Here is a 22,430-nt window from a genome sequence, read left to right as displayed (position 1 = left end):
GAGATGACATCGCGCCACCGATGCGGCCTGTCGCTCGTGGAATGCCTCGTCACGCTTGCCGTGGCCGCCATCCTCGCAGCCGCCGCCTATCCGGCATTGCACGCCGTGGTTGCCGAGCAGACCGTCACCCATGCGGCCGACCGGCTGGCCGCATCGCTCGCACTTGGCCGCAGCATCGCGGCCACGCAACTGACCGATACGGCATTGCTGCCCCTGGCGGGCCACGCCGCGTTCGACCATGGCTGGCAGATCGTGTCGCGGGCGCACCCCGATGCCCCGCTGCTTGTTGTGCCGTTGCCGGACCGCTGCCTGCGCATCGCGCTGCGCGGCAGCCGGCACGAGAGCCGCCGCGAAACACACAATGCGGGCCACGGCGCACACGCGCCCGGCATTCGATGGACGGCTGTGGGATACTCACGTTCTAAGCACGGCGGCTTTCATGCCGCCACGTTCGTGGTTCGCTGCCATGGAGCGCGGCGGCAGGTCAGACTCGGCGCGCAAGGCAGGATTCGCATCTGCCGGCCACCGGCCGGTCTCCACCGCCATGCCGACCGCGACTGCGACTGATCTACGTGCACCGCTCGCCATTTCACCACGCAAGGCTCGTCACGCCAGACCGTATGTTTTCCGATTCCGATCACGCCGCCATGCAACAGGCGCTCGCGCTCGCGGCGCGAGGCATGTTCACGACCACACCCAATCCCCGCGTCGGTTGCGTCCTGATCCGCGACGGCGAGGTCATCGGGCAGGGATACACGCAACCGGCGGGACAGGATCACGCGGAGATCCAGGCCATGAAGGACGCGCTGTCGCGCGGGATCGATCCGCGCGGCGCCACGGCCTACGTCACGCTCGAACCCTGCAGCCATTTCGGCCGCACGCCCCCCTGCGCGGATGCGCTGGTGCGCGCCGGTATCGCGCGCGTGGTGGCGGCGATGGAGGATCCGAATCCATCCGTATCGGGCCGCGGATTGCAGCGGCTGCGCGACGCGGGCATCGACGTGCGCTGCGGGCTGTTGGAGAAGGAAGCGCGCGATCTGAATATCGGCTTCGTGTCGCGCATGACGCGCGGCACGCCATGGGTACGCGTGAAGGTGGCCGCCTCGATCGACGGCGGCACCGCGCTGCACGACGGCACGAGCCAGTGGATCACGGGCCAGGCCGCGCGCGACGATGGCCATGCATGGCGCGCGCGCGCCTGCGCGATCCTCACGGGCATCGGCACCGTGCGCGACGACAATCCCGAACTGACCGTGCGCGCCATTCCCACGCCGCGCCAGCCGCAGCGCGTGCTCGTCGACTCGCGACTCGACGTTCCGCTCGACGCGCGCATGCTCGCGCGCGACACCGGTGATTTCGCGAAGCCCGTGCTGATCTTCTGCGCCGTCGACGATGTGCCGCGCCGCAAGGCCCTCGAGGCGCGTGGCGCCGAGGTCGTCGTGCTGCCGAATCCGCACGGCAAGGTCGAGCTGCGCCAGATGCTCGAGGCACTGGGCCAGCGCGGCATCAACGAACTGCATGTCGAGGCCGGCCACAAGCTCAATGGTTCGCTGATCCGGGAAGGGTGCGCGGACGAACTGCTGATCTATCTGGCGCCGAAGCTGCTCGGCGATGCGCAGGGCATGTTCAACCTGCCCCCGCTCGCCCGCCTCGACGATGCCCCGGCATTCCACTGGCACGACGTGCGCCAGATCGGCGACGACCTGCGCCTGATCGCGCGCCGCGCGCGCCCCCAATCATGATTGACGGTTTCTGAAGAGATCCACCATGTTCACAGGCATTGTCGCGGCCGTCGGCCGCATCGAATCCGTTTCGCCGCTCGGCGACGCGCAAACCGCGGCCCAGGCCGGCGTGCGCCTGCGCATCGCCGCGGGCGATCTGAACCTGTCCGATGTCGCCCTTGGCGACAGCATCGCCATCCAGGGCGCCTGCATGACGGTGGTCGCGCTCGAAGCGGGCCATTTCGATGTCGACGTCTCGCGCGAATCGCTCGACAAGACGGTCGGCCTCGACCGCCCAGGGCGCGTGAACCTCGAGAAGGCGCTGACGCTGGCCGAGCGCCTCGGCGGCCATCTGGTCTCGGGCCACGTCGATGGCCTGGGCGAGGTGACGCACTTCGCGCCGGTCGGCGAGTCGCACGAGCTGCGCATCCGCGCGCCGCGCGAACTCGGCAAGTACCTCGCCTACAAGGGTTCGGTCGTGGTGAACGGCGTGTCGCTGACCGTGAACCGCGTGACCGATGGCCCCGATGGCTGCGAGTTCTCGATCAACCTGATTCCGCACACGGTGGAAGTCACGACGCTGCAGGAACTGAAGGCCGGTGCCCGCGTCAATCTGGAAATCGATCTGATCGCGCGCTACGTCGAGCGCATGCTGTCGGCCGGCGCCATCCCCAACGCGGGCTAAGCTGGCTAGCCCTGCACCGGCGCGACCGAGGCCCCCTCGATGCCGTGCCGCTTGAGCGCGGCCGCGACGAACCCGCTGGCCTTCATGTCCTCGACGAACCGACGTAGCAGTTCCACCACTTGGGGCGGGCGCGACTTCGGCACACCCATCGCCTGCTGGATCACCATAAAGCGCCCCGGCAGCAGGCGCACGCCGCCCACGCGCGCCGCGTCGGCCTCGAGCTGCTGGCGCACACCGGCCGCGACATCCAGATGCTGTTCGAGGAAGGTGGCGACCACCGTCGGCGACGTCGGCGCGCGCACGATCTCGGCGTGCTTGAGTTCGCGCGTCAGGTAGAGGTCGTAGGCACTGCCCTTGCCCACCGTCACCCGGCGGCCCGGCTGATCGACCTCGGCGTTGTCGCGCAGCGGCGAGTCTTCGCGCACCAGATAGGCGCCTTCGATCAGCACGTACGGCGCCGTGAACGAGATCCCCGCGCCGCGCACGGGGTCGATCGCAAAGAATCCGAAGTCCGCCTGCTCGTGGGTCACGGCATCCACGGACTTGCCCGCGGCGTCGAACACCACGAGCTGCACATCCATCCCGAGCCGGCGCGCGAATTCGCGCGCGAGATCGATCGATACCCCGAACGGCTTGCCGTCCGCGTCGAGATTCGCGAGGATCGGGTTGCCGACGTTGATGGACGCGCGCAGGGCGCCCGTGGGCGCCAGTTCGGCGATGAGCTGGGGATCGATGGCGGTCATGGACACGGGCCTCCTGTGGTTCCGGTGAACTGATATGGCGATGTACCGCACTTGACCGCCCTTGTCCAGCGCGTGCGGCCCCCGGCGGCGGTGATGGGAAGCGGCCGCTTGGCGTACAATACCGGCCTTGATTCCCGGCCGGGACTGCCCGGCCTTGACCGCGGCGGCGCACGGCGCCTCGCACCAGCCCTCCTCTCCGGCCTCCGCCCAGTTTCCAGAGTCGCCCCTGCCATGACAATCGCCCGTACCGAAGACATCATCGCCGACATCCGCGCCGGCCGCATGGTCATTCTCGTCGATGAGGAAGATCGCGAGAACGAGGGCGATCTGGTCCTGGCCGCGGATTTCGTGACCCCGGAAGCCATCAATTTCATGGCGAAGTTCGGCCGCGGGCTCATCTGCCTGACGCTGACCGCCGAGCGCTGCCGCCAGCTGGACCTGCAGCCCATGGTCTCGCGCAACGGCACCGTGCACGGCACCAATTTCACGGTATCGATCGAAGCCGCCGAAGGCGTGACCACCGGTATTTCCGCGGCCGACCGCGCGCGCACCGTCCAGGCCGCCGTGGCCCGCGACGCGCGTCCGTCGGACCTGGTCCAGCCCGGCCATATCTTCCCGCTGACCGCCCAGCCCGGCGGCGTGCTGATTCGCGCCGGCCATACCGAAGCCGGCTGCGACCTCGGCGCGCTGGCCGGCCTGACCCCGGCCGCCGTCATCTGCGAAATCATGAAGGACGACGGCACGATGGCCCGGCTGCCGGACCTGATCGAGTTCGCGCGCGAGCATGACCTCAAGATCGGCACCATCGCGGACCTGATCCACTACCGCAGCCGGACCGAAAGCATGATCGAACGCATGGGCGAACGCGCGATGCAGACGCCCTTCGGCGCGTTCCGCACCGTGGCCTATCGCGACAAGGCGAGCGGCCGCGCCCATCTGGCGCTGGTCAAGGGCGAACCGAAGCGCGACCGCGAGACCCTGGTCCGCGTGCACGAGCCGCTGTCCGTGCTGGACGTGCTCGAAATCTCGCGCACCACGCACTCGTGGAGCGTCGCGGCCGCGCTCGAGGCCGTGGGCCGCTCGGACGCCGGCGTGGTGGTGCTGCTGAACTGCGGCGACTCCCCGGACCAGTTGCTCGCGCAGTTCTCGGCACTCGACGCCCCGCAGGAGCGTCCGCGCCGCAAGCCGGACCTGCTGATCTACGGCGTGGGTGCCCAGATCCTGCGCGATATCGGCGTCGGCAAGATGCGCGTGCTCGGCTCGCCACAGAAGATGCCGAGCATGACCGGTTACGATCTGGAAGTCACGGGCTGCCAGCCGATGGACGGCGAACCGTCCTGCGACTGAGCACCGCCCACGCAAACACACCGAACAACAGGAGAAATGACAATGGATCACGGCTTCTACCCCAGCAATATGGATGGTGAAGGCCTGCGCATCGGCATCGTGCAGGGCCGTTTCAACGAGCCGGTCTGCGACGAACTGCGCGAAGCCTGCGTCGCCGAGCTCGAGAAGCTCGGCGTGGAAGGCGAGGACACGCTGGTCGTGACCGTGCCGGGCGCGCTGGAGATTCCGCTCGCGCTGCAGAAGATGGCCGAGAGCGGCCAGTTCGACGCGCTGATCGCGCTGGGCGCCGTCGTGCGCGGCGAGACGTACCACTTCGAGCTCGTGTCGAACGAGTCGGGCCAGGGCATCACGCGTGTCGGCCTGGACTTCAACCTGCCGATCGCCAACGGCGTGCTGACCGTCGATACCGACGCACAGGCCCACGCCCGTACGCGCGAGAAGGGCCGCGACTGCGCGCGTGCCGCCGTGGAAATGGCCAATCTGGTCGCCGCGCTGGACTCGCTGCGCGACCACGAGCGCGAAGAAGACGACGAGGACGATGATGAGTGACACGCGCGATACCGGCGATCAGGCCGGCAAGCCGGGCCAGCAGGCCCGCCCCGAGCCCAAGGCGCCCCCGAAGAGCGCGCGCCGCCGCTCGCGCGAACTGGCACTCCAGGGCCTGTACCAGTGGCTGCTGAACCGCAACGACATTGGCGCGATCCAGGCTCACCTGCATGATGCGCAGGGCTTCAACAAGGCCGACCGCGAACATTTCGACGCGCTGCTCAACGGCGCCGTGCGGGAAGAAGCGCGCCTGACGGCCGCGTTCGAGCCGTTCCTCGACCGTACCGTGGACGAACTGTCGCCCGTGGAACGCGCCGCGCTGCTGGTCGGCAGCTACGAGCTCGTGCACTGCCTCGACATTCCGTACAAGGTCGTGATCAACGAAGCCGTGGAACTGACCAAGACGTTTGGCGGCGTGGAAGGCTACAAGTATGTGAACGGCGTGCTGGACAAGCTGGCCGCCCAGGTGCGCGCGCCGGAAGTCGCCGCCCGTCGTTAATCCCCCACCCGAGTCCCCGCGCATGGAACCCCGGCACCTCGCCACGGCCGCACGGCTGGCCCATATCGAACCGTTCCATGTCATGGAACTGGCCAAGCAGGCGGCCGAACTCGAGCGTGCCGGCCGCCACGTCATCCATATGGGCATCGGCGAGCCCGATTTCACGGCCGCCGCGCCCGTGGTGCATGCGGCGGAAGCCGCGATGCGGCGCGGCGTGACGCAGTACACGGGCGCGCTCGGCATCCACGCACTGCGCGAGGCCATCGCCGGCTACTACAAGACGGCCTACGGCATCGATATCCCCGAACGGCGCGTGATCGTCACGGCGGGCGCCTCGGGCGCGCTGCTGCTGGCCTGCGCGGTGCTCGTCGAGATCGGCGCCGAGGTGCTGATGCCGGATCCGAGCTACCCGTGCAACCGCCATTTCGTGGCGGCGTTCGACGGCCATGCCCGCATGATCCCGAGCGGCCCCGCCGAGCGCTTCCAGCTCACGGCGGAACAGGTCGCGGCCCACTGGGGCGCGGACACGCGCGGCGTGCTGCTGGCGTCGCCGTCCAATCCGACCGGTACATCGATCCTGCCCGACGAGCTGCGCAAGATCCTCGCCGAAGTCCGCGCGCGCAACGGCTTCGCGATCGTCGACGAGATCTATCAGGGCCTGTCGTACGACGGCCCGCCCGTCTCGGCGCTATCCCTCGACGACGACGTCGTCACGGTCAACAGCTTCTCCAAGTACTTCAACATGACGGGCTGGCGCCTCGGCTGGCTCGTCGTGCCCGATGCGCTGGTGTCGGCGTTCGAAAAGGTGGCGCAGAACCTGTTTATCTGCGCCTCGGCGGTGGCCCAGCACGCCGCCCTCGCCTGCTTCTCGCCGGCCGCGCTCGAGATCTACGATGCGCGCAAGGCGGAATTCCACCGCCGCCGCGACGCGATCGTGCCGGCGCTGGAAGCGCTAGGGCTGCGCGTGCCCGTCAAGCCCGACGGGGCGTTCTACGTCTACGCGGACTGCCGCCATATCAACCATCCGTTCGCGGGCGACGCGGACCGCCTGACGCAGGCCATCCTGCACGACGCGGGCGTGGTGATGGTGCCGGGCACCGACTTCGGCCCCCACACGGCACGCGACTACCTGCGCATCTCCTATGCGACGTCGATGGAGAACATCGAGGAGGCGATGCAGCGGCTGCATCATTTCCTGCGATGATTCTCATGGCAGCCCAGGGCCTGCCAGCCATGCATGTGTAGTAATCTAGACTCGCATCAGCGAGCAATGGGACGCCATGAAGATCAACCTCATCAATACCGCACAGTGGCAGGCCTTCGTCGCCAGACCCGAACTTCTCATCGACCGGATCGAACGCGAGGTGTTTATCGTCCGGAATTTCATGGATGAGAAGCGGGTCGATGATTTCAAGCATTTCTGTATTGGGCTCTCGCGCGAAACGCCCGCCTCGTGGCACCCCTGCCTCGACGGCTGCCCCGATTACCATCGCATTCACCACCAGTATCCGCAGGCGTTCGTCAGATCGACGCAGCATGGGTACTATTTCCACCCGTGGAACGACAATTTCGCGACGTTCGCGGAATTTCCGGGCTTCGAGGAAATCTTTGAACTGAAGGCGCGCGCGGCCGGGTCCAGCTTCGCGGCGTACCGGTCCAACGTGCCGTCGGCGGGCCCGATCGCGCGGATCGTCTGCCACCAGTACCCGCCGGGCGGCGGCGGCCAGGAAGAGCATATCGATCCGGTCTCGCCGTTTGCGAAGGTACAGACCATCATCCAGGCGTCCACGCCGGGCGAGGACTATCGAAAAGGCGGCCTTTATATCAACGATCCCGAATACGGCATCGTGAATATCGATCCCCTGACGAAGAAGGGCGATCTGATCCTCGCCTCCCCCGGGGTCAAGCATGGCGTCGCATCCATCGACGATGACGAGGCACTGCAGTGGGAGACCGACAGGGGCCGCTGGATCATCATGCCCATCATCATTCACTCCGATCACGTGAAAGACATTTCAGTGAAGCCTTCCCGGACTCAAACGTCATGAAGCAGTTGATTCTCCCCGACGATCACGACCTGTGCATCCGCACGTTCCTGAAGGAAATCGACGCGCTGAACCTGCCGGGCGCGGCGCGCGGCGTGCTGCATGTGGGCGCCCATATGGGCGAAGAAGTGGCCGCGTATCGGGACCATGGCTATGCGCCCATTTATCTCGTGGAAGCCAATCCGGAGGTCCTGCCGCAACTATGCGCGAAGTTCGACGCCGATGACGCCGTCCATATCGTCCCCACCGCGGTAGGCGATCGGGAAGGACAAACCGAGTTCGTGGTGCATCGGACCACCAAGGGCGGCATGGAGTCGTCAGGCCTGCTCGATCTGGACAGACTCGGGGCGATCGTGCCGGTCTTCGATTCGGCATCGAGGTATCAGGTCGATGTGACCACCATCGATCATCTGGCTGCGCAGTTCGATCTGGCCGGCCGCGTCCGCCTGATGGTGCTCGATATCCAGGGCGCGGAACTGCTGGCCCTTTCCGGCGCCAGCGCATTTCTCCAGCAGGTGGATGTGGTGATCTGCGAGGTCAATCTGATCATGAACTATCAGTCCTGCCCGCTCGAAGCCGATATCGATCGCCTCTTCGCCGCCGCCGGCTTCACCAAACGCCTGGGGATCTACCATGAACTCTACGATCAGACCGGCCGTTTCCCCGCGTGGGGAGAATGTCTCTGGTACCGCCAGCCGTGACGATGCGAGAAGATAGCGCGCCGATGCCGCAGCTTTCGGTCGTCACCACCCTCTACCAGTCGGCACCGTATCTTGCGGCGTTCTACACGCGAATCGGCGCGGAATTGTCGAAGCTCGGCGTCAGTTACGAGATCGTCTTCGTCAACGACGGATCTCCGGACAACTCCCTCGATCTTGCCCTCGGTATCCAGCGCCATGACGAGCATGTCGTGGTCATCGATCTTTCGCGCAATTTCGGCCATCACAAGGCCATTATGGAAGGCCTCTCTCATGCGCGCGGCGAGCGCGTATTCCTGATCGATTGCGATCTCGAGGAGCCGCCCGAAACGCTGGGCGCGTTCTACGAGAAATTCGAGGCGGAAGACTGCGACGTCGTCTATGGCGTGCAAGAGACGCGCAAAGGCAAGTTCTTCGAGCGCATGAGCGGCGCCGCGTTCTACAAGCTGTTCAACTATCTGTCGGACACCGAGGTGCCCGAGAACTGGACGATCGCTCGCATCATGTCGCGCCGCTATGTGACCTCGCTGGTCCAGTTCAAGGAAGAGACGATGTTCCTGGGCGGCATCATGTCGGCCGTGGGCTATCGGCAGATCCCGCTTGCGGTGAACAAGCAGCACAAGGGCACCACGACGTACACGCTCAAGCGCAAGATCGCGGCCTTCACCTCGGCCGTGACGTCCTTCAGCGAAAAGCCGCTGAAGCTCGTCTTCTATTCGGGACTCGGCGTATCGGGCGTGTCGTTCCTGTACGCCATATGGCTGATCGCCCAGAAATTCATCTTCGGCATTCCCGTGGACGGCTGGACCACGCTGGCCGTGTCGATCTGGATGATCGGAGGCCTCGTGATGCTGTTCCTCGGCATCATCGGCATCTATATCGCCAAGATCTTCCTGCAGACGAAGCAGCGGCCCGTATCCGTCATCAAGCATATCTACCGGAAGCAGGACTGACAGCGCGCGGGCCGGAAAACAAAAAGGCTCCCTTGCGGGAGCCTTTTTTGCTGTGGGGGCCTGCGGTAATCAGGCCGCCTGCGCGGTACTGCCCGATGCCTCGAGCTTTTCCGTCGCCGGCTTGCTGTCGTTCTGCTTGGCCGGTGCCGACTCGCTCGGCAGGCCCAGCAGCGCACGCAGCCGTGCCCGTTCGGCCAGGACCTTGGCGCCATAGCCGCCGTCGCCGTTCGTGGTCGAGCCGACGTAGAAACGCAGACCGCCCTCGATCGAGCCGGCACGCGCGATGCAATCCTTGAGCACCAGTGCGCCGATCTTGATATTCGCGTACGGATTCAGCGCTTCGGCCACACCGCCCACGGCCTCGTACTTGTCCGAGTGCACCTTGGTCATGACCTGCATCAGGCCCTGCGCGCCCACACCGCTTTCGGCATAGGGGTTGAAGCTGGACTCGATCGCGATGACCCCGAGGATCAGCAGCGGGTCGATGCCGACCTCGCGGCCGGTCAGGTATGCCGCCTTCACGAGCTGTCCCGTCGCCTGCGACGCCACGCGATACTTGCGCGCGATGTACTCGGCCACGGTCGCCTGTTCACGGGCGGTGCCGAGCGTCGCCGAATTGCGGGCATCCATGGCAACGCGCTGGACCGGAATCTGTGCGGCCAGATGCGCCACCGAGGGCACCTTCGCGGCCGACGCCACGCTCCACTCGTCTACGCCGGACACGGTCGGCAGGCCAGCTGCCGCAACGCTCCTGCCGTTGCCGGCCGAGGCACCGAGCCGCGCCGCGGCCGCATCGGCCGAAACCGCCGGCACGCCGTTGTTCGCATGCGCCGAAGCGACAGGTGCGGACAACATGGCGGCGCCGATCAGCACCGAGGGCGCTTCCTTGCCAGCCAGCGCGCCGGCCAGCGAGGTACGCCATTGCTGGCTCACCGTCAGCGAAACCGCCGCGGCAACCGACAACACGCCCAGGCTATTCAGCGTGTACTTCAAGGTCGTGCGGCCGCCTCGCAAGGCACGGCTCGCAACCGGGTGAGCCAGGCGCAATTGCAACGGCCCGTTCACACCGGGTACCGGACGTCTGAGGCGGACCTGCAATGCCCGCCCGACGCCGGGAAGATGAAGGGTTTTCCAACCGCTCATACTTACCTCCATCCGCTGTCCGCTGCATGCGCACAGGTGACCAACACCGTGCGAGCCCGATCTCAACGTATTCAAGTAAGGATGCCGCAACCATCTAGCAGGTGATGGCCAGCATCTGTTGGCAGGGCGCTCCCCGTGCGCCCAACGTGAAACAGGGTACGCTCTTGGGGGAACGCGCCCTGCCGCTAAACATGCTTACCGCCAAGGCTCTCGCCAGCGGTCCGATGAGGGCGATCGGGCGATGGCTTTTTCTGCAGCACCCACTTGACAGTGGGAAAAAAGCCATGTTGCGACGCAACACCTCATGAAGCAGACCGGATTGTAGGAACGCTTTTATATCTCGTCAAGCATAAAAAATACTTCATCTACTACTTCTAGCTATATGTAACAGGCTCATTGAGGTCTCGCAAGCATCACGTGGCCGGGCGGAATGTCAGTGCTGGCCTCGCTTGCCGGACATTGCCAACAGTCTCCGACCGCGACAATCTTTACAATTTCACGACGCGTTCCGACACATTTTTTTTGCTTCGTTGCGGTCGTGTGTGTATTGTTATCCACCCCTTCCCAAGCCGGGTGCGCCACTCCGAAAGGCGCGCTCTTTGGACGAATTTCTATGCAATACAAAGACTTGCGCGATTTCGTCGCGCAACTGGAATCGCAGGGCGAACTCAAGCGCATCGCCAAACCCGTCTCGCCGCGACTGGAAATGACGGAGATTTGCGACCGCATCCTGCGCGCGGGCGGCCCCGCGGTGATGTTCGAAAAGCCGCGCGACAATGCGCACGGCGGCGGGCACAACGGTGGTCACAACGACGGCCGTGACGCTATCTATAGCGTGCCCGTACTGGCCAATCTGTTCGGCACGACACGCAGGGTCGCGCTCGGCATGGGCGCGGAGTCGCTGGCCGACTTGCGCGACATCGGCCGCGTGCTCTCCGTGCTCAAGGAGCCCGAGCCGCCGCGCGGCCTGCGCGAGGCCGGCAAGCTGTTCACGCTGGCCAAGTCCGTATGGGACATGGCGCCAAAGCGCGTCAGCAGCCCCGCCTGCCAGGAGGTCGTGTGGGAAGGCAACGACGTCGATCTGGCGCGCCTGCCCATCCAGACCTGCTGGCCCGGCGACATCGCGCCGCTGATCACATGGGGCCTCGTGGTGACGCGCGGTCCGAACAAGAAGCGCCAGAACCTCGGGATCTATCGCCAGCAGGTGATCGGCCGCAACAAGGTCATCATGCGCTGGCTCGCGCATCGCGGCGGCGCGCTCGACTTCCGCGAGCACGCCCAGCGCCACCCGGGTCAGCCTTTTCCGATAGCTGTGGCGCTCGGCGCCGATCCGGCGACGATCCTCGGTGCGGTGACGCCGGTGCCCGACACGCTGTCCGAATACCAGTTCGCGGGCCTGCTGCGCGGCAGCCGCACCGCGCTGGCCGGCTGCATTACGCCGACGCTGTCCGAGCTGAACGTGCCCGCCTCGGCGGAGATCGTGCTGGAAGGCCATATCCAGCCGGATCCGAACCACCCGAGCGGCTACGAGCATGCGCTCGAAGGCCCGTACGGCGACCACACCGGCTATTACAACGAGCAGGACTGGTTCCCGGTCTTCACGATCGATCGCATCACCATGCGGCGCGACCCGATCTATCACTCGACGTACACGGGCAAGCCGCCCGACGAGCCCGCGATGCTGGGCGTGGCGCTGAACGAGGTGTTCGTGCCGCTGCTGCAGAAGCAGTTCCCCGAGATCACCGACTTCTACCTGCCGCCCGAGGGCTGCAGCTACCGCATGGCGGTGGTCCGCATGAAGAAGCAGTACGCGGGCCACGCCAAGCGCGTGATGTTCGGCGTGTGGAGCTTTCTGCGGCAGTTCATGTATACGAAGTTCATCGTCGTGGTCGATGACGATATCGACGCGCGCGACTGGAAGGAGGTGATCTGGGCGATCACCACGCGCGTGGACCCCACGCGCGACACCGTGCTCGTCGACAACACGCCGATCGACTACCTTGACTTCGCGTCGCCCGTGTCGGGCCTCGGCTCGAAGATGGGGATCGACGCCACCGACAAGTGGCCCGGCGAGACCACGCGCGAGTGGGGCACGCCGATCGTCATGGACGCCGCCGTGAAGGCGCGCGTGGACGATCTCTGGGAAACGTTGTTCGATCGCTGAGGCCCCGGACGCCCGCCTGAGTCGGTATGATGGGCCGGCGTGTCGCGCAGACGACACCCGGCCAGACCGCCAACCGACCAGGAGGAGACATGACGCTTCCCATCGAGGAAGGTGCCTTGCTATGGACGCCCGCATCGGCGTTCGCGCGCGAGAGCCAGCTCGCGCGCTTCATGACGTGGCTGCGCGACACCCGCGGCCTCGATTTCGCCGACTACGGGAGCCTGTGGCGCTGGTCGGTCGATGACCTCGAGGCATTCTGGGACGCGCTGCGCGCGTATTTCGACGTGCGCTTCGACACCCCCGCCAGCGCCGTGCTCGAGCGCCGGATCATGCCCGGCGCGCGGTGGTTTCCCGGTGCCACGCTCAATTACGTCCAGCAGGTCTTTCGCCATGCGGGCACCGGCGCCGCGCGCGATCGCCCGGCCATCCGCCATGCGGGCGAGGCACAGCCGCTGGCGGACATCAGCTGGCAAACGCTCGAAGCCGAAGTGGCCTCCCTCGCGCATGCGCTGCGCGGCATGGGCGTCGGCAAGGGCGACCGTGTGGCGGGCTACCTGCCCAATATTCCCGCGACCGTGGTGGCCTTCCTCGCTACGGCCAGCCTCGGCGCGATCTGGTCCGGCTGCGCGCCCGACATGGGCCAGGTGGCCGTGATCGACCGCTTCCGGCAGATCGCGCCCAAGGTCCTCGTCGCCATCGACCGCTACCACTATGGCGGCCGGATGCACGACCGCACGGCGGTCGTTGCCGCTCTCGTCACCGACCTCGTCGCGGCCCTGCCCTCGCTGACCGATGTCGTGCGCGTGCCGTCCGGCGACGCGTCCGAAGCCGCTGTCGCTGCACATGCCGGAGGCCCGGGCGTGCGGTGGCACGACTGGGCGGACACGCTCTCGCACAACGTCCCGCTGGCGCCGACACCGGTGCCCTTCGACCATCCGCTCTGGATCGTCTACTCGTCCGGCACCACGGGCATGCCGAAGCCGATCGTCCACGGCCATGGGGGGATCGTGCTCGAACAGCTCAAGCTGCTCGCCTTCCACGCCAATATCGGGCCCGACGACGTCTATCACTGGTACAGCAGCAGCGGCTGGATCATGTGGAACGCGCAGGTAGGCGGCCTGCTGGCCGGCGCGACCATCGCGCTCTACGACGGCAACCCCAGCTGGCCCGATGCGGGCGTGCTGTGGCGCTTTGCCGAGACCGCGCGCGTGACGATGTTCGGCGCCGGCGCGGCGTTCTTCACGGGCAATATGAAGGCCGGCATCGTGCCCGCCGAGGTAGCGGACCTGTCGCGGCTGCGCGCGATCGGCTCCACCGGCTCGCCATTGCCGGCCGAGGCTTACGCATGGATCCATCGCGCCGTCCGGGAGGACCTGTGGATCGCGCCGATCTCGGGCGGCACCGACTTCGCCGGCGCGTTCGTCGCGGGCTGCCCGCTGCTGCCCGTGTATGCGGGCGAGATGCAGTGCCGCTGCCTGGGCGCGCGCGTCGAGGCGTTCGACGACGAAGGCAGGCCCGTGATCGATCAGGTCGGGGAACTCGTCTGCACAGCGCCCATGCCGTCGATGCCGCTGTTCCTCTGGGGCGACGACGACGGCAGGCGCTATCGCGACAGCTACTTCGACATGTGGCCCAACGTCTGGCGCCACGGCGACTGGATCAAGATCACGTCGCGCGGCGGCGCCATCATCTATGGGCGGTCGGACGCCACGATCAATCGCCACGGCATCCGCATGGGGACCAGCGAGCTGTATCGCGTGGTCGAGGAACTGCCCGAGGTGCTCGACAGCCTCGTCGTCGATCTCGAGTACCTCGGCCGCGAGTCCTATATGCCGTTGTTCGTGGTGCTGCGCGAAGGCGTGGCCCTCGACGACGCCCTGCGCGCCACGCTGTGCGCGCGCATCCGATCGGCCTTGTCGTCGCGCCATGTGCCGAACGAGATCGTGCAGGTGCCCGCGGTGCCGCGTACCCTGTCGGGCAAGAAGATGGAGGTGCCGATCAAGAAGCTGCTGCTCGGCCATGCGCGCGACCGGATCGCCAATCGCGACGCGATGGCCAATCCGGACAGCCTCGACTGGTACTTTGCTTATACCGACGACTTCCTCACCGCACGGAACATCAACAAATGAACACAGAACGCTTTCAGGGACAGGACCTGCTGCGGGTAGGCAAAGGCGACAGTTACCTGCTACTGGCCCCCGAACACGGCGGCCGCCTCGTGCGCTGGGTCCACCGCGGTGAAGACATGCTTTACTGGCCCGACGATGCGGACTGGACCCGCGTGGCCAAGGTCCGCGGCGGCAATCCGCTGCTGTTCCCCTTTATCGGCCGGCATTTCGTCGATGGGGAGGCGGGCAAATGGCGCGACGCGCAGGGCGTGGTGCGCGACATGCCGCAGCATGGGTTCGCGCGGGATTTGGCCTTCGCCACGAAGGCGGTGACCGACGATGCGGTGACGCTCGTGCTGACCGCGTCGGCCGCCACACAGGAAAGCTATCCGTTCGCGTTCACGTTCGATGTCACGTATCGGCTCGACGATTCGGGCATGGAGGTCGTGCTGCGCGTCACGAATCATGGCGATACGCCCTTGCCATGGTACGCGGGGCATCATTTCTATTTTCGCCTTCCGCACACGATCCGTGCGACCTCGCGGCTGGACCTGCCCGCGGCGCTGCGCGTGCGGCAGACCGCCGACGGGGCGCTGACGCGGCCCGAGCCGGGCCAGACGCGGTACGCGCTCGACGACGCCCGTCTGCAGGACACCTTTCATGTCTTGCAGACGCGCGACAACGACAGCACCCTCGTCATGCCCCGCACGGACGGACCGCCGCGCACGATACGGCTGTCGCTGGCGGCCGCCTCGCCGTGGCATGCGATCACCACATGGACCGAAAACGCGGCTTCCGACTTCTATTGCGTCGAGCCGTGGACAGGGTTGCCCAATGCTATCGGGCATGGGCAGGGGCTACACTGGCTGCGGCCCGGAGACGCGGTGGAGGCGCGGTGCGCGCTCGCGGTGGAATGATCGTCTGACCGGCCCGATCGTCACACCATCGCGCGCAATGGCCTGATCACGCGTATCAGGCCGATCACCGCCAGACTCGCGAGGAAGACCGCAACGGTGCCGATCACCGGATCGAGCCACACCCAGCCCGTCGGATTCATCCATCCGCGGCTGATCAGCAGCCGGTCGATCACGAACGGATGCAGGCCATAGACCCCGAGCGTGCATCCCGACAGCCATTGCAGGCGGGCACTCGACTGTCCGGCCGGCTGGCCGAAAAACGCGATAAATGCGCCCGCGGCGGCGAACACGACCAGTGGCGAAAGGTAGAGATGGAAGAACTCGCAGGGCGCCCCCAACCGCCTGGAGAGCCAGTACGTCAGCAGGATCGTGCCGGCCGCCGATACCGCAAACAATGCCGCGCCCTTCTGCCAGGCAATACGCCGCTCCGCCAGATAGGCACCCAGGACCATGTAGCCAAGGTAACCGCCGAAATGCTGGAGATGGTAGACGTCATCGAGGATTCCCGCCCTCAGATAACCGCACGCTTCGTCGCCGTAGAGGCCCTGCAGCGTGGGATAGACCGATGCGACGAGAAACCAGACCGCAAGGAAAAAAAGCTTCTCCTGTTGCGTGCCGTTCTGATAAAACCGGCGCATGACCGGCATAAACAAATATAGTCCGGCAATGGCGTAGAAATACCAGAGGTGGAACATCGTCGGACCGCGGAGGATCGCTAGCACCCAGTTGCCGGTGGGCACATGGTTATGCTGTAGCCACCATAGATAGAAGCAGGACCACAGCAGCAGCGGCAGCAGAATGCGCAGGGCCCGCTTGCGGAAAAAATCGGTGAGCGTCTCGCTGCGGCCGAGCAATGTGCTGCCCGACAGCATGAAGAACAACGGCACGCAGGCGCGTGACAATCCATCCCAGACGTTTGCGGACCACCATGTGGGCCCGAACTCGTGGATATGCGCCGAGGACACATGAAGCAGCACGACCATGAAGCATGCCACGACCCGCAACCCGTCGATGCGTCGGTCCATTTTTTCTCTTATCGGACATTGTCTGGGCGTGCATACTAGCAGAAGCGCAGTGAAGATATCGCGATAAAACGCGCAGTTCTAGTCGCATCGAATGTTTCATTACGGTTAAAATGCGCCAATGGATCAAACCACGCACAATCGCACTCTTCAAAGCCTTTCCGAATTGAGCCGCCCCGAACTCAGCGTAGTTATACCCTCCTACGGATGTATCGGCTGCCTGGAGGAACTATGCGAGCGCCTGCATCGGGTGCTGGCGGGCATGGGCAAGTCCTTCGAGATCGTGATCGTCGACGATCGCAGCCCGGACAATTCCTGGCCCCTCACGGAGAGCCTCGCGCAACGCTATCCCGCCGTGCGCGGGGTACGGCTCAGCCGGAATTTCGGCCAGCATATTGCGATCACGGCAGGACTCGCCAGCGCCCGCGGCGATAACGTGGTCGTCATGGATTGCGATCTGCAGGATCCTCCCGAGTTGATCCCGCAGCTCTACCGCAAGCTGCAGGAGGGCCATGACCTCGTATTCGGCCGCCGCGTGGAGCGTACGCATTCGATGTTCCGTCAGGTCATGGCCAAGCTCTACTTCCGGATCATGCGCGCCGCGATGCGTGAAGCCGTGGAAGGCAGTTATGGCACCTTCAGTATCCTGAGCCGCAAGGTCGTCGATGCGTTCCTGCGGTTCGGCGAGCGGGAGCGCCACTATCTGATGATCCTGCGATGGCTGGGATTCAATGCGGGCACGCTGGATTATGCGCACGCGGAGCGCCATGCCGGACGCAGCTCGTACAGCCTGGCCCGCCTGCTGCGCCATGCGGTCGGCGGCATGTTCTTCCATACCGGCGTGTTCCTGACCTGGATCATGTACGTCGGAATGGGTTTTACCGCACTGAGTTTTTTTGGCGCGGCGTATTTCATATACCGGCATATCGTTTCCGCGCCGCCGCCAGGGTGGACGAGCCTCGCGGTGGGTATCTCGTTTTCGACGGGTCTTATTCTCGCGAGCGTAGGCGCGGTGGGCATCTATGTGTCGCGAACGTTCGAGATGAGCAAGGGCCGGCCGATCTATGTGGTCGACACCGAATGCGGATGCCAGGATCAGGAGGCTGCGGGTAACGTCAACGCCGCCACGAACGTTTCGGCGACCGCCACGGCAGCCACTGCCGCGGCGGCGCGGGACGAAGCGATTTATCAGCAGAACGCATGAAGAGCCATTGGAAAAAGCTGGGGCAATTGTATTGCCCCGCCGAAACCGGCCGCCATCCGAAGCTGGCCACGCACGCCGCCAACCCCTTGCCCTTATGGCTCGAGGGGGATGTGTATCGCGTCTTCTATTCGTCGCGCGACGCCTGCAATCGATCGTCGGTCGGCGCAGTGGATATCGACATCGTGCAACGCCGCGTCGTGTGCGACCATGCCGAGCCGTTCCTCGTGAACGGCGCGCCCGGCAGTTACTACGCCGATGGCATCAGCATCGGCTGCTGCTACGAGACCGGCGGCACGCGCTACATGCTGTTCATGGGATGGCAGGCCAATGTGGGCACCCATTGGCGCGGCGACATCGGGCGGATCATCGTGAACGACGACCTGACGCTCCGCGCCGATGGCGACCAGCCGTTCATCGGGTCCGACGCGACCGATCCGCTGAGCCTGTCCTATCCGTGGGTCATCCAGGACGCGCAGGGCCGCTATGCCATGTGGTACGGCTCGACGCTCACCTGGGACGCGGGAAACGGAGAGATGCTTCACGTCATCCATGCCGCGTCGTCCACGGACGGCACGCACTGGACGCGACACGGCCTGTCCGTGCCGTACGAGCTCGGCACGGTGCAGGCCTTCTCCCGGCCGACCGTGGCATCGCGCCCCGGCGGTGGCCTGGACATGTGGTTCTCCTGCCGCGGCGCCACCGACAAATATCGTATCGGCCGCGCCATCAGCGAGGATGGCACCCACTGGCGGCTGGCGATGGACGACGCGGGCATCGCGGTATCGGAAGCCGGCTGGGACAGCGACATGATCGAGTATCCGTACGTGTTCGATCACGACGGCAAGCGGTACATGCTCTATAACGGCAACGGATACGGCCGGACCGGTTTCGGTCTGGCGCAGTGGATCGAGGACTGAAAGCCAGGGCTGGCGCATGCTACAATCCGCGCCAGCCAGCCATAGCGGGCGTCGTATAATGGCCATTACCTTAGCTTCCCAAGCTAAAGACGTGGGTTCGATTCCCATCGCCCGCTCCACTTCTTACTGAAACAAGCCGCTCAGGCAGCCCGTCTTTCCCATGACTGGCGACGCGCCCGGCGGCTTTTTTGTTGCCATGCTTCCCCAAGAGCCGATCGAACCGACCCCGGACGACAACGCCGACACGGCCGGTACCTCTCCTGCCGGCGCGCCTCCCGAAGACGTTGCGCATCCGCGCCGCATTCGCTCGTTCGTCCGCCGTGCCGGGCGGACCTCGATCGGGCAGCAGCGGGCCATCGACGAACTCGGGCCGCGCTTCATGCTGCCCTACGCGCCCGGCCCGCTCGATATCGCCGCGACGTTCGGGCGTACCGCGCCGACCATCCTCGAGATCGGATGCGGGATGGGCGAGACCACCGCGCATATCGCGCAGCTGCGCCCGCAGGACGATTTTCTGGGCTGTGAAGTGCACGAGCCCGGCGTGGGCGCGCTGCTGAAGCAGATCGGCGAGCGTGGCCTCGGCAACGTGCGGATCTTCCAGCATGACGCGGTCGAAGTCGTGGCGCATATGCTCACCGAGCAGTCGCTCGATGGCGTGCATATCTTCTTTCCCGATCCGTGGCACAAGAAGCGCCACAACAAGCGCCGCCTCGTGCAGCCGCCGCTGATCAAGCTGCTGGCCACGCGGCTGAAGACCGGTGGGTATATCCACTGCGCGACCGACTGGGAAGAGTATGCGCACCAGATGGTGGAGGTGCTGCGCGGCGAGCCCGCGCTCGAGAACACCTCGTCTGCGGCCGATGGGTTCGCCGAGCGGCCCGACTACCGTCCCGTCACCAAGTTCGAGCGCCGCGGCGTGCGGCTCGGGCATGGTGTGTGGGACGTCGTCTTCCGGAAGAAGTAAGGCGGCCGCTCAGGCGTGCCAGGACACGATGCCCGTGTACGCCGTCAGCAGCACGATCACGCCGAACGCGATGCGATACCACGCGAACGGCTTGAAGTCGTGCGTCGCCACGAATCGCAGCAGCCACCGCACGCACAGGAACGCCGACAGGAACGCGAACACGAAGCCGATGGCGAAGATGCCGAGGTCGTCCGCGGAGAGCACCGAGCGCGCCTTGTACAGTTCGTAGACGGTCGCGCCGAAGATCACCGGAATCGCGAGGAAGAACGAGAACTCGGTGGCCACCTGGCGCGACAGGCCGAAGATCATGCCGCCGATGATCGTGGCGCCCGACCGCGACGTGCCCGGCACGAGCGCGAAGCATTGCGCGATGCCGACCTTGATCGCATCGCGCCAGTTCAGGTCATCGACCGATTCGATGCGCGGCGCGCCGGCCTTCGCGGCCTCCAGCAGCGCATTGCCCTGCGGGTGGGACACCGTGCCCCGGCGCCCCTCGCGCCATTCCGCCCACAGGATCACGAAGCCGCCGATGATAAAGGCCAGCGCCACCGTGATCGGGTTGAACAGATGAGCCTTGATCCATTTGCCGAACACGAGCGCGAGCACGATCGCGGGAATCGTGGCCACGATCACGTTGATCGCGAAGCGCTGCGCGCGCTGTTCGGTCGCCAGCCCCGCCACGACGTTGATGATGCGCTGCCGGAACTCCCAGCAGACCGCGAGGATCGCGCCGAACTGGATCACGATCTCGAAGATCTTGCCCTTCTCGTCATTGAAGTCCAGCAACTGTCCGGCGAGGATCAGGTGGCCGGTACTGGAGATCGGCAGGAACTCGGTCAGTCCTTCGACGATGCCGAGGATCACGGCTTTCAGGGCGAGTGCGATGTCCATGCGTTACGGGTAATTGAGATGTTCTTGTTGTCGCGAACTACGGCCGGTTGATCTTCACGTTGATGCCGTCCGGCAGCACCGTGATTGTACCGGGCTCCACCTGCATTCCCGCATAGCGCAGCTGCTCCGGCTTGAACGTATAGAGCGGATAGCCCTGCAGGAGTTGCTCCGCGAGGATGCCGCCGAGCGCGTTGAGCTGGCGCGAATACTCGCCCGGCAGGCCCTGCACGTCGAACTGCCTGACCTCGGGGTCCTGCAGCACGAGCGAATGCGACGGCGGATCGTAGCGCAGCGCGCTGTCGAGCGCGAAGCGTCCATTGAGCGGCTGACGGAAGAACAGCCGGTTATCGACCTTCGCATCGAACTGCACGGTCACGCGATTCCTCGCGGCATCGAGCACGAGCTGAGGATTGGTCAGCTGGACGTCGAACAACTCCATATAACGCTTGCTAAACGGAAACTTCCGTTCGAGCGCCGACTGAAGCTGCGACTGAGAGAAGGTATATTCGTTGCCGATTCCGGCACAGCCAGCCAGCCAGCCGGCGGCGGCCACGGCGGTGGCGATGCCGGCGGCGGCAAGCCAGCGCCGGCGGGACGTCACGATCATCAGGAATGCTCCGTCAGTGTGGTTCGGATGGACTGCGGTCCGGCGCGGTCAGGATTTCGAGCCGCGTCAGCCATTGCAGCGCGGATTCGCGCGAGTCGCCGCACATCTCCGCCGACGGCCGCAGGCCGCCGCAGAACGCGGGACGCTCGGGCTGGCCGAATACCGCGCAGCGATAGTCGGGCAGCAACTGCGCGCAGGGCACACCGGCCGGCTTCCCGTCGGGCATGCCCGGCAGCGGCGAGGCGATCGACGGCGCGATGCAGCAGGCGCCGCAGCCGTCACGGCAGGACAGTTGAGACTGGCAACCCATGAGAAAGGTTTCAGCGGGGGCGGACGAAGGCGCTATTGTGCCTGAGTGCGTGGACTGCACCCGGCCGCTTGACCGTCCCGGACCGCTGGCCTACATTACTGACCCATAAGTTATTTATTAGCAAGCCTCAGCCGTGCCCGCACGTTCCCCCTCCCGGCATTCGAGCCCACCCGCGAACGAATCGACGAACGAATCGACGATCGACGCCCGCCGCTGGACGCGGCGCAAGGCGGCGCGCCCGCAGGAACTGGTGGCCGCCGCGCTCGAGCTGTTCGTCGAACGTGGTTTCGCCGCAACACGGCTCGAGGACGTCGCGGCCGCGGCCGGCGTGTCCAAGGGCACCGTCTATCTGTACTTCGCGAACAAGGAGGAACTGTTCAAGACCGTGGTGCGCGAGAACATGATTCCCGCGCTCATGAAGGGTACCGACCTCGTGGACAGCTACGAGGGCTCCACGCCGGAGCTGCTGCGCGAGCTGCTGCTCGGCTGGTGGGGGCTGATCGGGGCGACGCCCGTGGCCGGGCTGACCAAGCTGATCATGGCCGAGTCCGGCAATTTCCCCGATATCGCGCAGTTCTACCAGAACGAAGTGATCGAGCCCGGCGAGCGGCTGTTCGCGCGCGTGCTGGAGCGCGGCGCGGCGCGCGGCGAGTTCCGGGCGCTGCCGGCCAACCCCTGCACCACGCTGTTCTGCGCCCCGCTGGTCTACCTGATGATCTGGCAGCGCGCGTTCAGCAACGTGTCGTGCGAACCGATCGATCCGAATGCCTTCGTCGATCAGCTGCTGCAGATGCTGCTGTTCGGCGTGACCACGGGCGCCGCGCGCGATACGCCGCTGCCGCCGGCCTCGGGGCCGTTCATCTGGGAACAGATCCGCGACGAATTGCTGGCGGAGAAGGAAATGTCTGCAACAACTTCCCGGACGGGCACGGATGCGACATGAATA

General features: G+C 65.6%; 23 protein-coding genes and 1 tRNA gene. 18 read left to right on the top strand and 6 right to left on the bottom strand.

The genetic code is table 11. From position 1 onward, the window contains the following. Positions 1 to 3: 3 nt before the first annotated feature. From AAHB16_RS19960 to AAHB16_RS19950, 3 genes are read left to right on the top strand one after another with little or no spacing between them, the layout of a single operon-like run. On the top strand, positions 4 to 567 hold the full coding sequence (locus tag AAHB16_RS19960) for a prepilin-type N-terminal cleavage/methylation domain-containing protein (RefSeq protein WP_342051811.1): 564 nt from the start codon (positions 4 to 6) through the stop codon (positions 565 to 567). Positions 568 to 620: 53 nt separating this feature from the next. Beyond that, a complete protein-coding gene (gene ribD, locus AAHB16_RS19955) occupies positions 621 to 1,742 on the top strand; it encodes a bifunctional diaminohydroxyphosphoribosylaminopyrimidine deaminase/5-amino-6-(5-phosphoribosylamino)uracil reductase RibD (RefSeq protein WP_150372569.1) in 1,122 nt (373 codons plus the stop codon). 25 nt (positions 1,743 to 1,767) lie between these two features. Next, positions 1,768 to 2,406 (top strand): riboflavin synthase, encoded by a 639-nt coding sequence (locus AAHB16_RS19950; protein ID WP_342051810.1) that lies wholly within the window; start codon positions 1,768 to 1,770, stop codon positions 2,404 to 2,406. A 5-nt stretch (positions 2,407 to 2,411) separates the two neighbouring features. On the opposite strand, the gene AAHB16_RS19945 is transcribed toward AAHB16_RS19950, so the two are convergent. Beyond that, on the bottom strand, positions 2,412 to 3,149 hold the full coding sequence (locus AAHB16_RS19945; RefSeq protein ID WP_150372594.1) for an ABC transporter substrate-binding protein: 738 nt from the start codon (positions 3,147 to 3,149) through the stop codon (positions 2,412 to 2,414). Positions 3,150 to 3,380: 231 nt separating this feature from the next. Between AAHB16_RS19945 and ribBA the strand changes: the two genes are divergently transcribed. The 7 genes from ribBA (at position 3,381) to AAHB16_RS19910 (ending at position 9,237) form a co-directional block, all read left to right on the top strand. Then, complete coding sequence (gene ribBA, locus AAHB16_RS19940) at positions 3,381 to 4,496, top strand: bifunctional 3,4-dihydroxy-2-butanone-4-phosphate synthase/GTP cyclohydrolase II (protein WP_150372595.1); 1,116 nt, start codon at positions 3,381 to 3,383, stop codon at positions 4,494 to 4,496. A 42-nt stretch (positions 4,497 to 4,538) separates the two neighbouring features. Further along, positions 4,539 to 5,045 carry a 6,7-dimethyl-8-ribityllumazine synthase gene (ribH, locus tag AAHB16_RS19935; protein ID WP_150373870.1) on the top strand — a complete coding sequence of 169 codons (507 nt, stop codon included), beginning with the start codon at positions 4,539 to 4,541 and terminating at the stop codon, positions 5,043 to 5,045. Continuing rightward, entirely contained in the window at positions 5,038 to 5,541 is a 504-nt protein-coding gene (nusB, locus tag AAHB16_RS19930; protein ID WP_150373871.1) for a transcription antitermination factor NusB, read from the top strand. The genes ribH and nusB overlap by 8 nt, the downstream gene beginning before the upstream one ends. A 22-nt stretch (positions 5,542 to 5,563) precedes the next feature. Beyond that, complete coding sequence (locus AAHB16_RS19925) at positions 5,564 to 6,745, top strand: pyridoxal phosphate-dependent aminotransferase (RefSeq protein WP_342051809.1); 1,182 nt, start codon at positions 5,564 to 5,566, stop codon at positions 6,743 to 6,745. A gap of 76 nt (positions 6,746 to 6,821) precedes the next feature. After that, positions 6,822 to 7,589 carry a hypothetical protein gene (locus AAHB16_RS19920; protein WP_342051808.1) on the top strand — a complete coding sequence of 256 codons (768 nt, stop codon included), beginning with the start codon at positions 6,822 to 6,824 and terminating at the stop codon, positions 7,587 to 7,589. Next, the gene (locus tag AAHB16_RS19915; protein WP_342051807.1) at positions 7,586 to 8,287 is read left to right on the top strand and encodes an FkbM family methyltransferase; all 702 of its coding nucleotides are present in this window, start codon (positions 7,586 to 7,588) and stop codon (positions 8,285 to 8,287) included. The genes AAHB16_RS19920 and AAHB16_RS19915 overlap by 4 nt, the downstream gene beginning before the upstream one ends. Positions 8,288 to 8,310: 23 nt before the next feature. Then, positions 8,311 to 9,237, top strand: a complete 927-nt coding sequence (locus tag AAHB16_RS19910) for a glycosyltransferase family 2 protein (protein ID WP_342051806.1) — start codon at positions 8,311 to 8,313, stop codon at positions 9,235 to 9,237. 69 nt (positions 9,238 to 9,306) lie between these two features. On the opposite strand, the gene AAHB16_RS19905 is transcribed toward AAHB16_RS19910, so the two are convergent. Next, the gene (locus AAHB16_RS19905; protein WP_150372600.1) at positions 9,307 to 10,380 is read right to left on the bottom strand and encodes a lytic transglycosylase domain-containing protein; all 1,074 of its coding nucleotides are present in this window, start codon (positions 10,378 to 10,380) and stop codon (positions 9,307 to 9,309) included. A gap of 613 nt (positions 10,381 to 10,993) precedes the next feature. Here AAHB16_RS19905 and ubiD point away from each other — a divergent pair. From ubiD to AAHB16_RS19890, 3 genes are all read left to right on the top strand, one after another. Beyond that, positions 10,994 to 12,544, top strand: coding sequence for a 4-hydroxy-3-polyprenylbenzoate decarboxylase (ubiD, locus tag AAHB16_RS19900; protein ID WP_150372601.1), 1,551 nt, complete (start codon positions 10,994 to 10,996; stop codon positions 12,542 to 12,544). 89 nt (positions 12,545 to 12,633) lie between these two features. Then, a complete protein-coding gene (locus tag AAHB16_RS19895; protein ID WP_342051805.1) occupies positions 12,634 to 14,673 on the top strand; it encodes an acetoacetate--CoA ligase in 2,040 nt (679 codons plus the stop codon). Continuing rightward, the gene (locus tag AAHB16_RS19890; protein WP_342051804.1) at positions 14,670 to 15,569 is read left to right on the top strand and encodes an aldose epimerase family protein; all 900 of its coding nucleotides are present in this window, start codon (positions 14,670 to 14,672) and stop codon (positions 15,567 to 15,569) included. Before AAHB16_RS19895 ends, AAHB16_RS19890 begins: the two co-directional genes overlap by 4 nt. A 20-nt stretch (positions 15,570 to 15,589) precedes the next feature. Here the strand turns inward: AAHB16_RS19890 and AAHB16_RS19885 are convergent, their stop codons facing one another. Next, positions 15,590 to 16,594 (bottom strand): acyltransferase, encoded by a 1,005-nt coding sequence (locus AAHB16_RS19885; protein WP_342051803.1) that lies wholly within the window; start codon positions 16,592 to 16,594, stop codon positions 15,590 to 15,592. A gap of 118 nt (positions 16,595 to 16,712) precedes the next feature. Between AAHB16_RS19885 and AAHB16_RS19880 the strand changes: the two genes are divergently transcribed. The 4 genes from AAHB16_RS19880 to trmB all read left to right on the top strand — a co-directional run bounded on the left by AAHB16_RS19880 (position 16,713) and on the right by trmB (position 19,676). Beyond that, positions 16,713 to 17,795 (top strand): glycosyltransferase family 2 protein, encoded by a 1,083-nt coding sequence (locus tag AAHB16_RS19880; RefSeq protein WP_150372605.1) that lies wholly within the window; start codon positions 16,713 to 16,715, stop codon positions 17,793 to 17,795. After that, entirely contained in the window at positions 17,792 to 18,712 is a 921-nt protein-coding gene (locus AAHB16_RS19875) for a hypothetical protein (protein ID WP_150372606.1), read from the top strand. The genes AAHB16_RS19880 and AAHB16_RS19875 overlap by 4 nt, the downstream gene beginning before the upstream one ends. Positions 18,713 to 18,756: 44 nt before the next feature. Continuing rightward, a tRNA-Gly gene (locus tag AAHB16_RS19870) sits at positions 18,757 to 18,831 on the top strand. A gap of 77 nt (positions 18,832 to 18,908) precedes the next feature. Further along, on the top strand, positions 18,909 to 19,676 hold the full coding sequence (gene trmB, locus AAHB16_RS19865) for a tRNA (guanosine(46)-N7)-methyltransferase TrmB (protein WP_150372607.1): 768 nt from the start codon (positions 18,909 to 18,911) through the stop codon (positions 19,674 to 19,676). Positions 19,677 to 19,685: 9 nt separating this feature from the next. Here the strand turns inward: trmB and AAHB16_RS19860 are convergent, their stop codons facing one another. Genes AAHB16_RS19860 through AAHB16_RS19850 form a run of 3 tightly spaced genes read right to left on the bottom strand, consistent with a single transcriptional unit; the run spans position 19,686 to position 21,484 of the window. After that, complete coding sequence (locus AAHB16_RS19860) at positions 19,686 to 20,567, bottom strand: undecaprenyl-diphosphate phosphatase (protein WP_342051802.1); 882 nt, start codon at positions 20,565 to 20,567, stop codon at positions 19,686 to 19,688. A 37-nt stretch (positions 20,568 to 20,604) separates the two neighbouring features. Then, complete coding sequence (locus tag AAHB16_RS19855) at positions 20,605 to 21,174, bottom strand: DUF1439 domain-containing protein (RefSeq protein ID WP_150372609.1); 570 nt, start codon at positions 21,172 to 21,174, stop codon at positions 20,605 to 20,607. 13 nt (positions 21,175 to 21,187) lie between these two features. After that, the gene (locus tag AAHB16_RS19850; RefSeq protein WP_150372610.1) at positions 21,188 to 21,484 is read right to left on the bottom strand and encodes a YkgJ family cysteine cluster protein; all 297 of its coding nucleotides are present in this window, start codon (positions 21,482 to 21,484) and stop codon (positions 21,188 to 21,190) included. 199 nt (positions 21,485 to 21,683) lie between these two features. Between AAHB16_RS19850 and AAHB16_RS19845 the strand changes: the two genes are divergently transcribed. After that, positions 21,684 to 22,427 (top strand): TetR/AcrR family transcriptional regulator, encoded by a 744-nt coding sequence (locus tag AAHB16_RS19845; protein WP_223851510.1) that lies wholly within the window; start codon positions 21,684 to 21,686, stop codon positions 22,425 to 22,427. Positions 22,428 to 22,430: the final 3 nt, after the last annotated feature.

The organism is Cupriavidus sp. OTU4054 (assembly GCF_038440175.1).
Lineage (GTDB): Bacteria > Pseudomonadota > Gammaproteobacteria > Burkholderiales > Burkholderiaceae > Cupriavidus > Cupriavidus pauculus_D.
The sequence above is the reverse complement of the archived record's forward strand: the minus strand, read 5'-3'. Positions and strand labels throughout refer to the sequence as shown.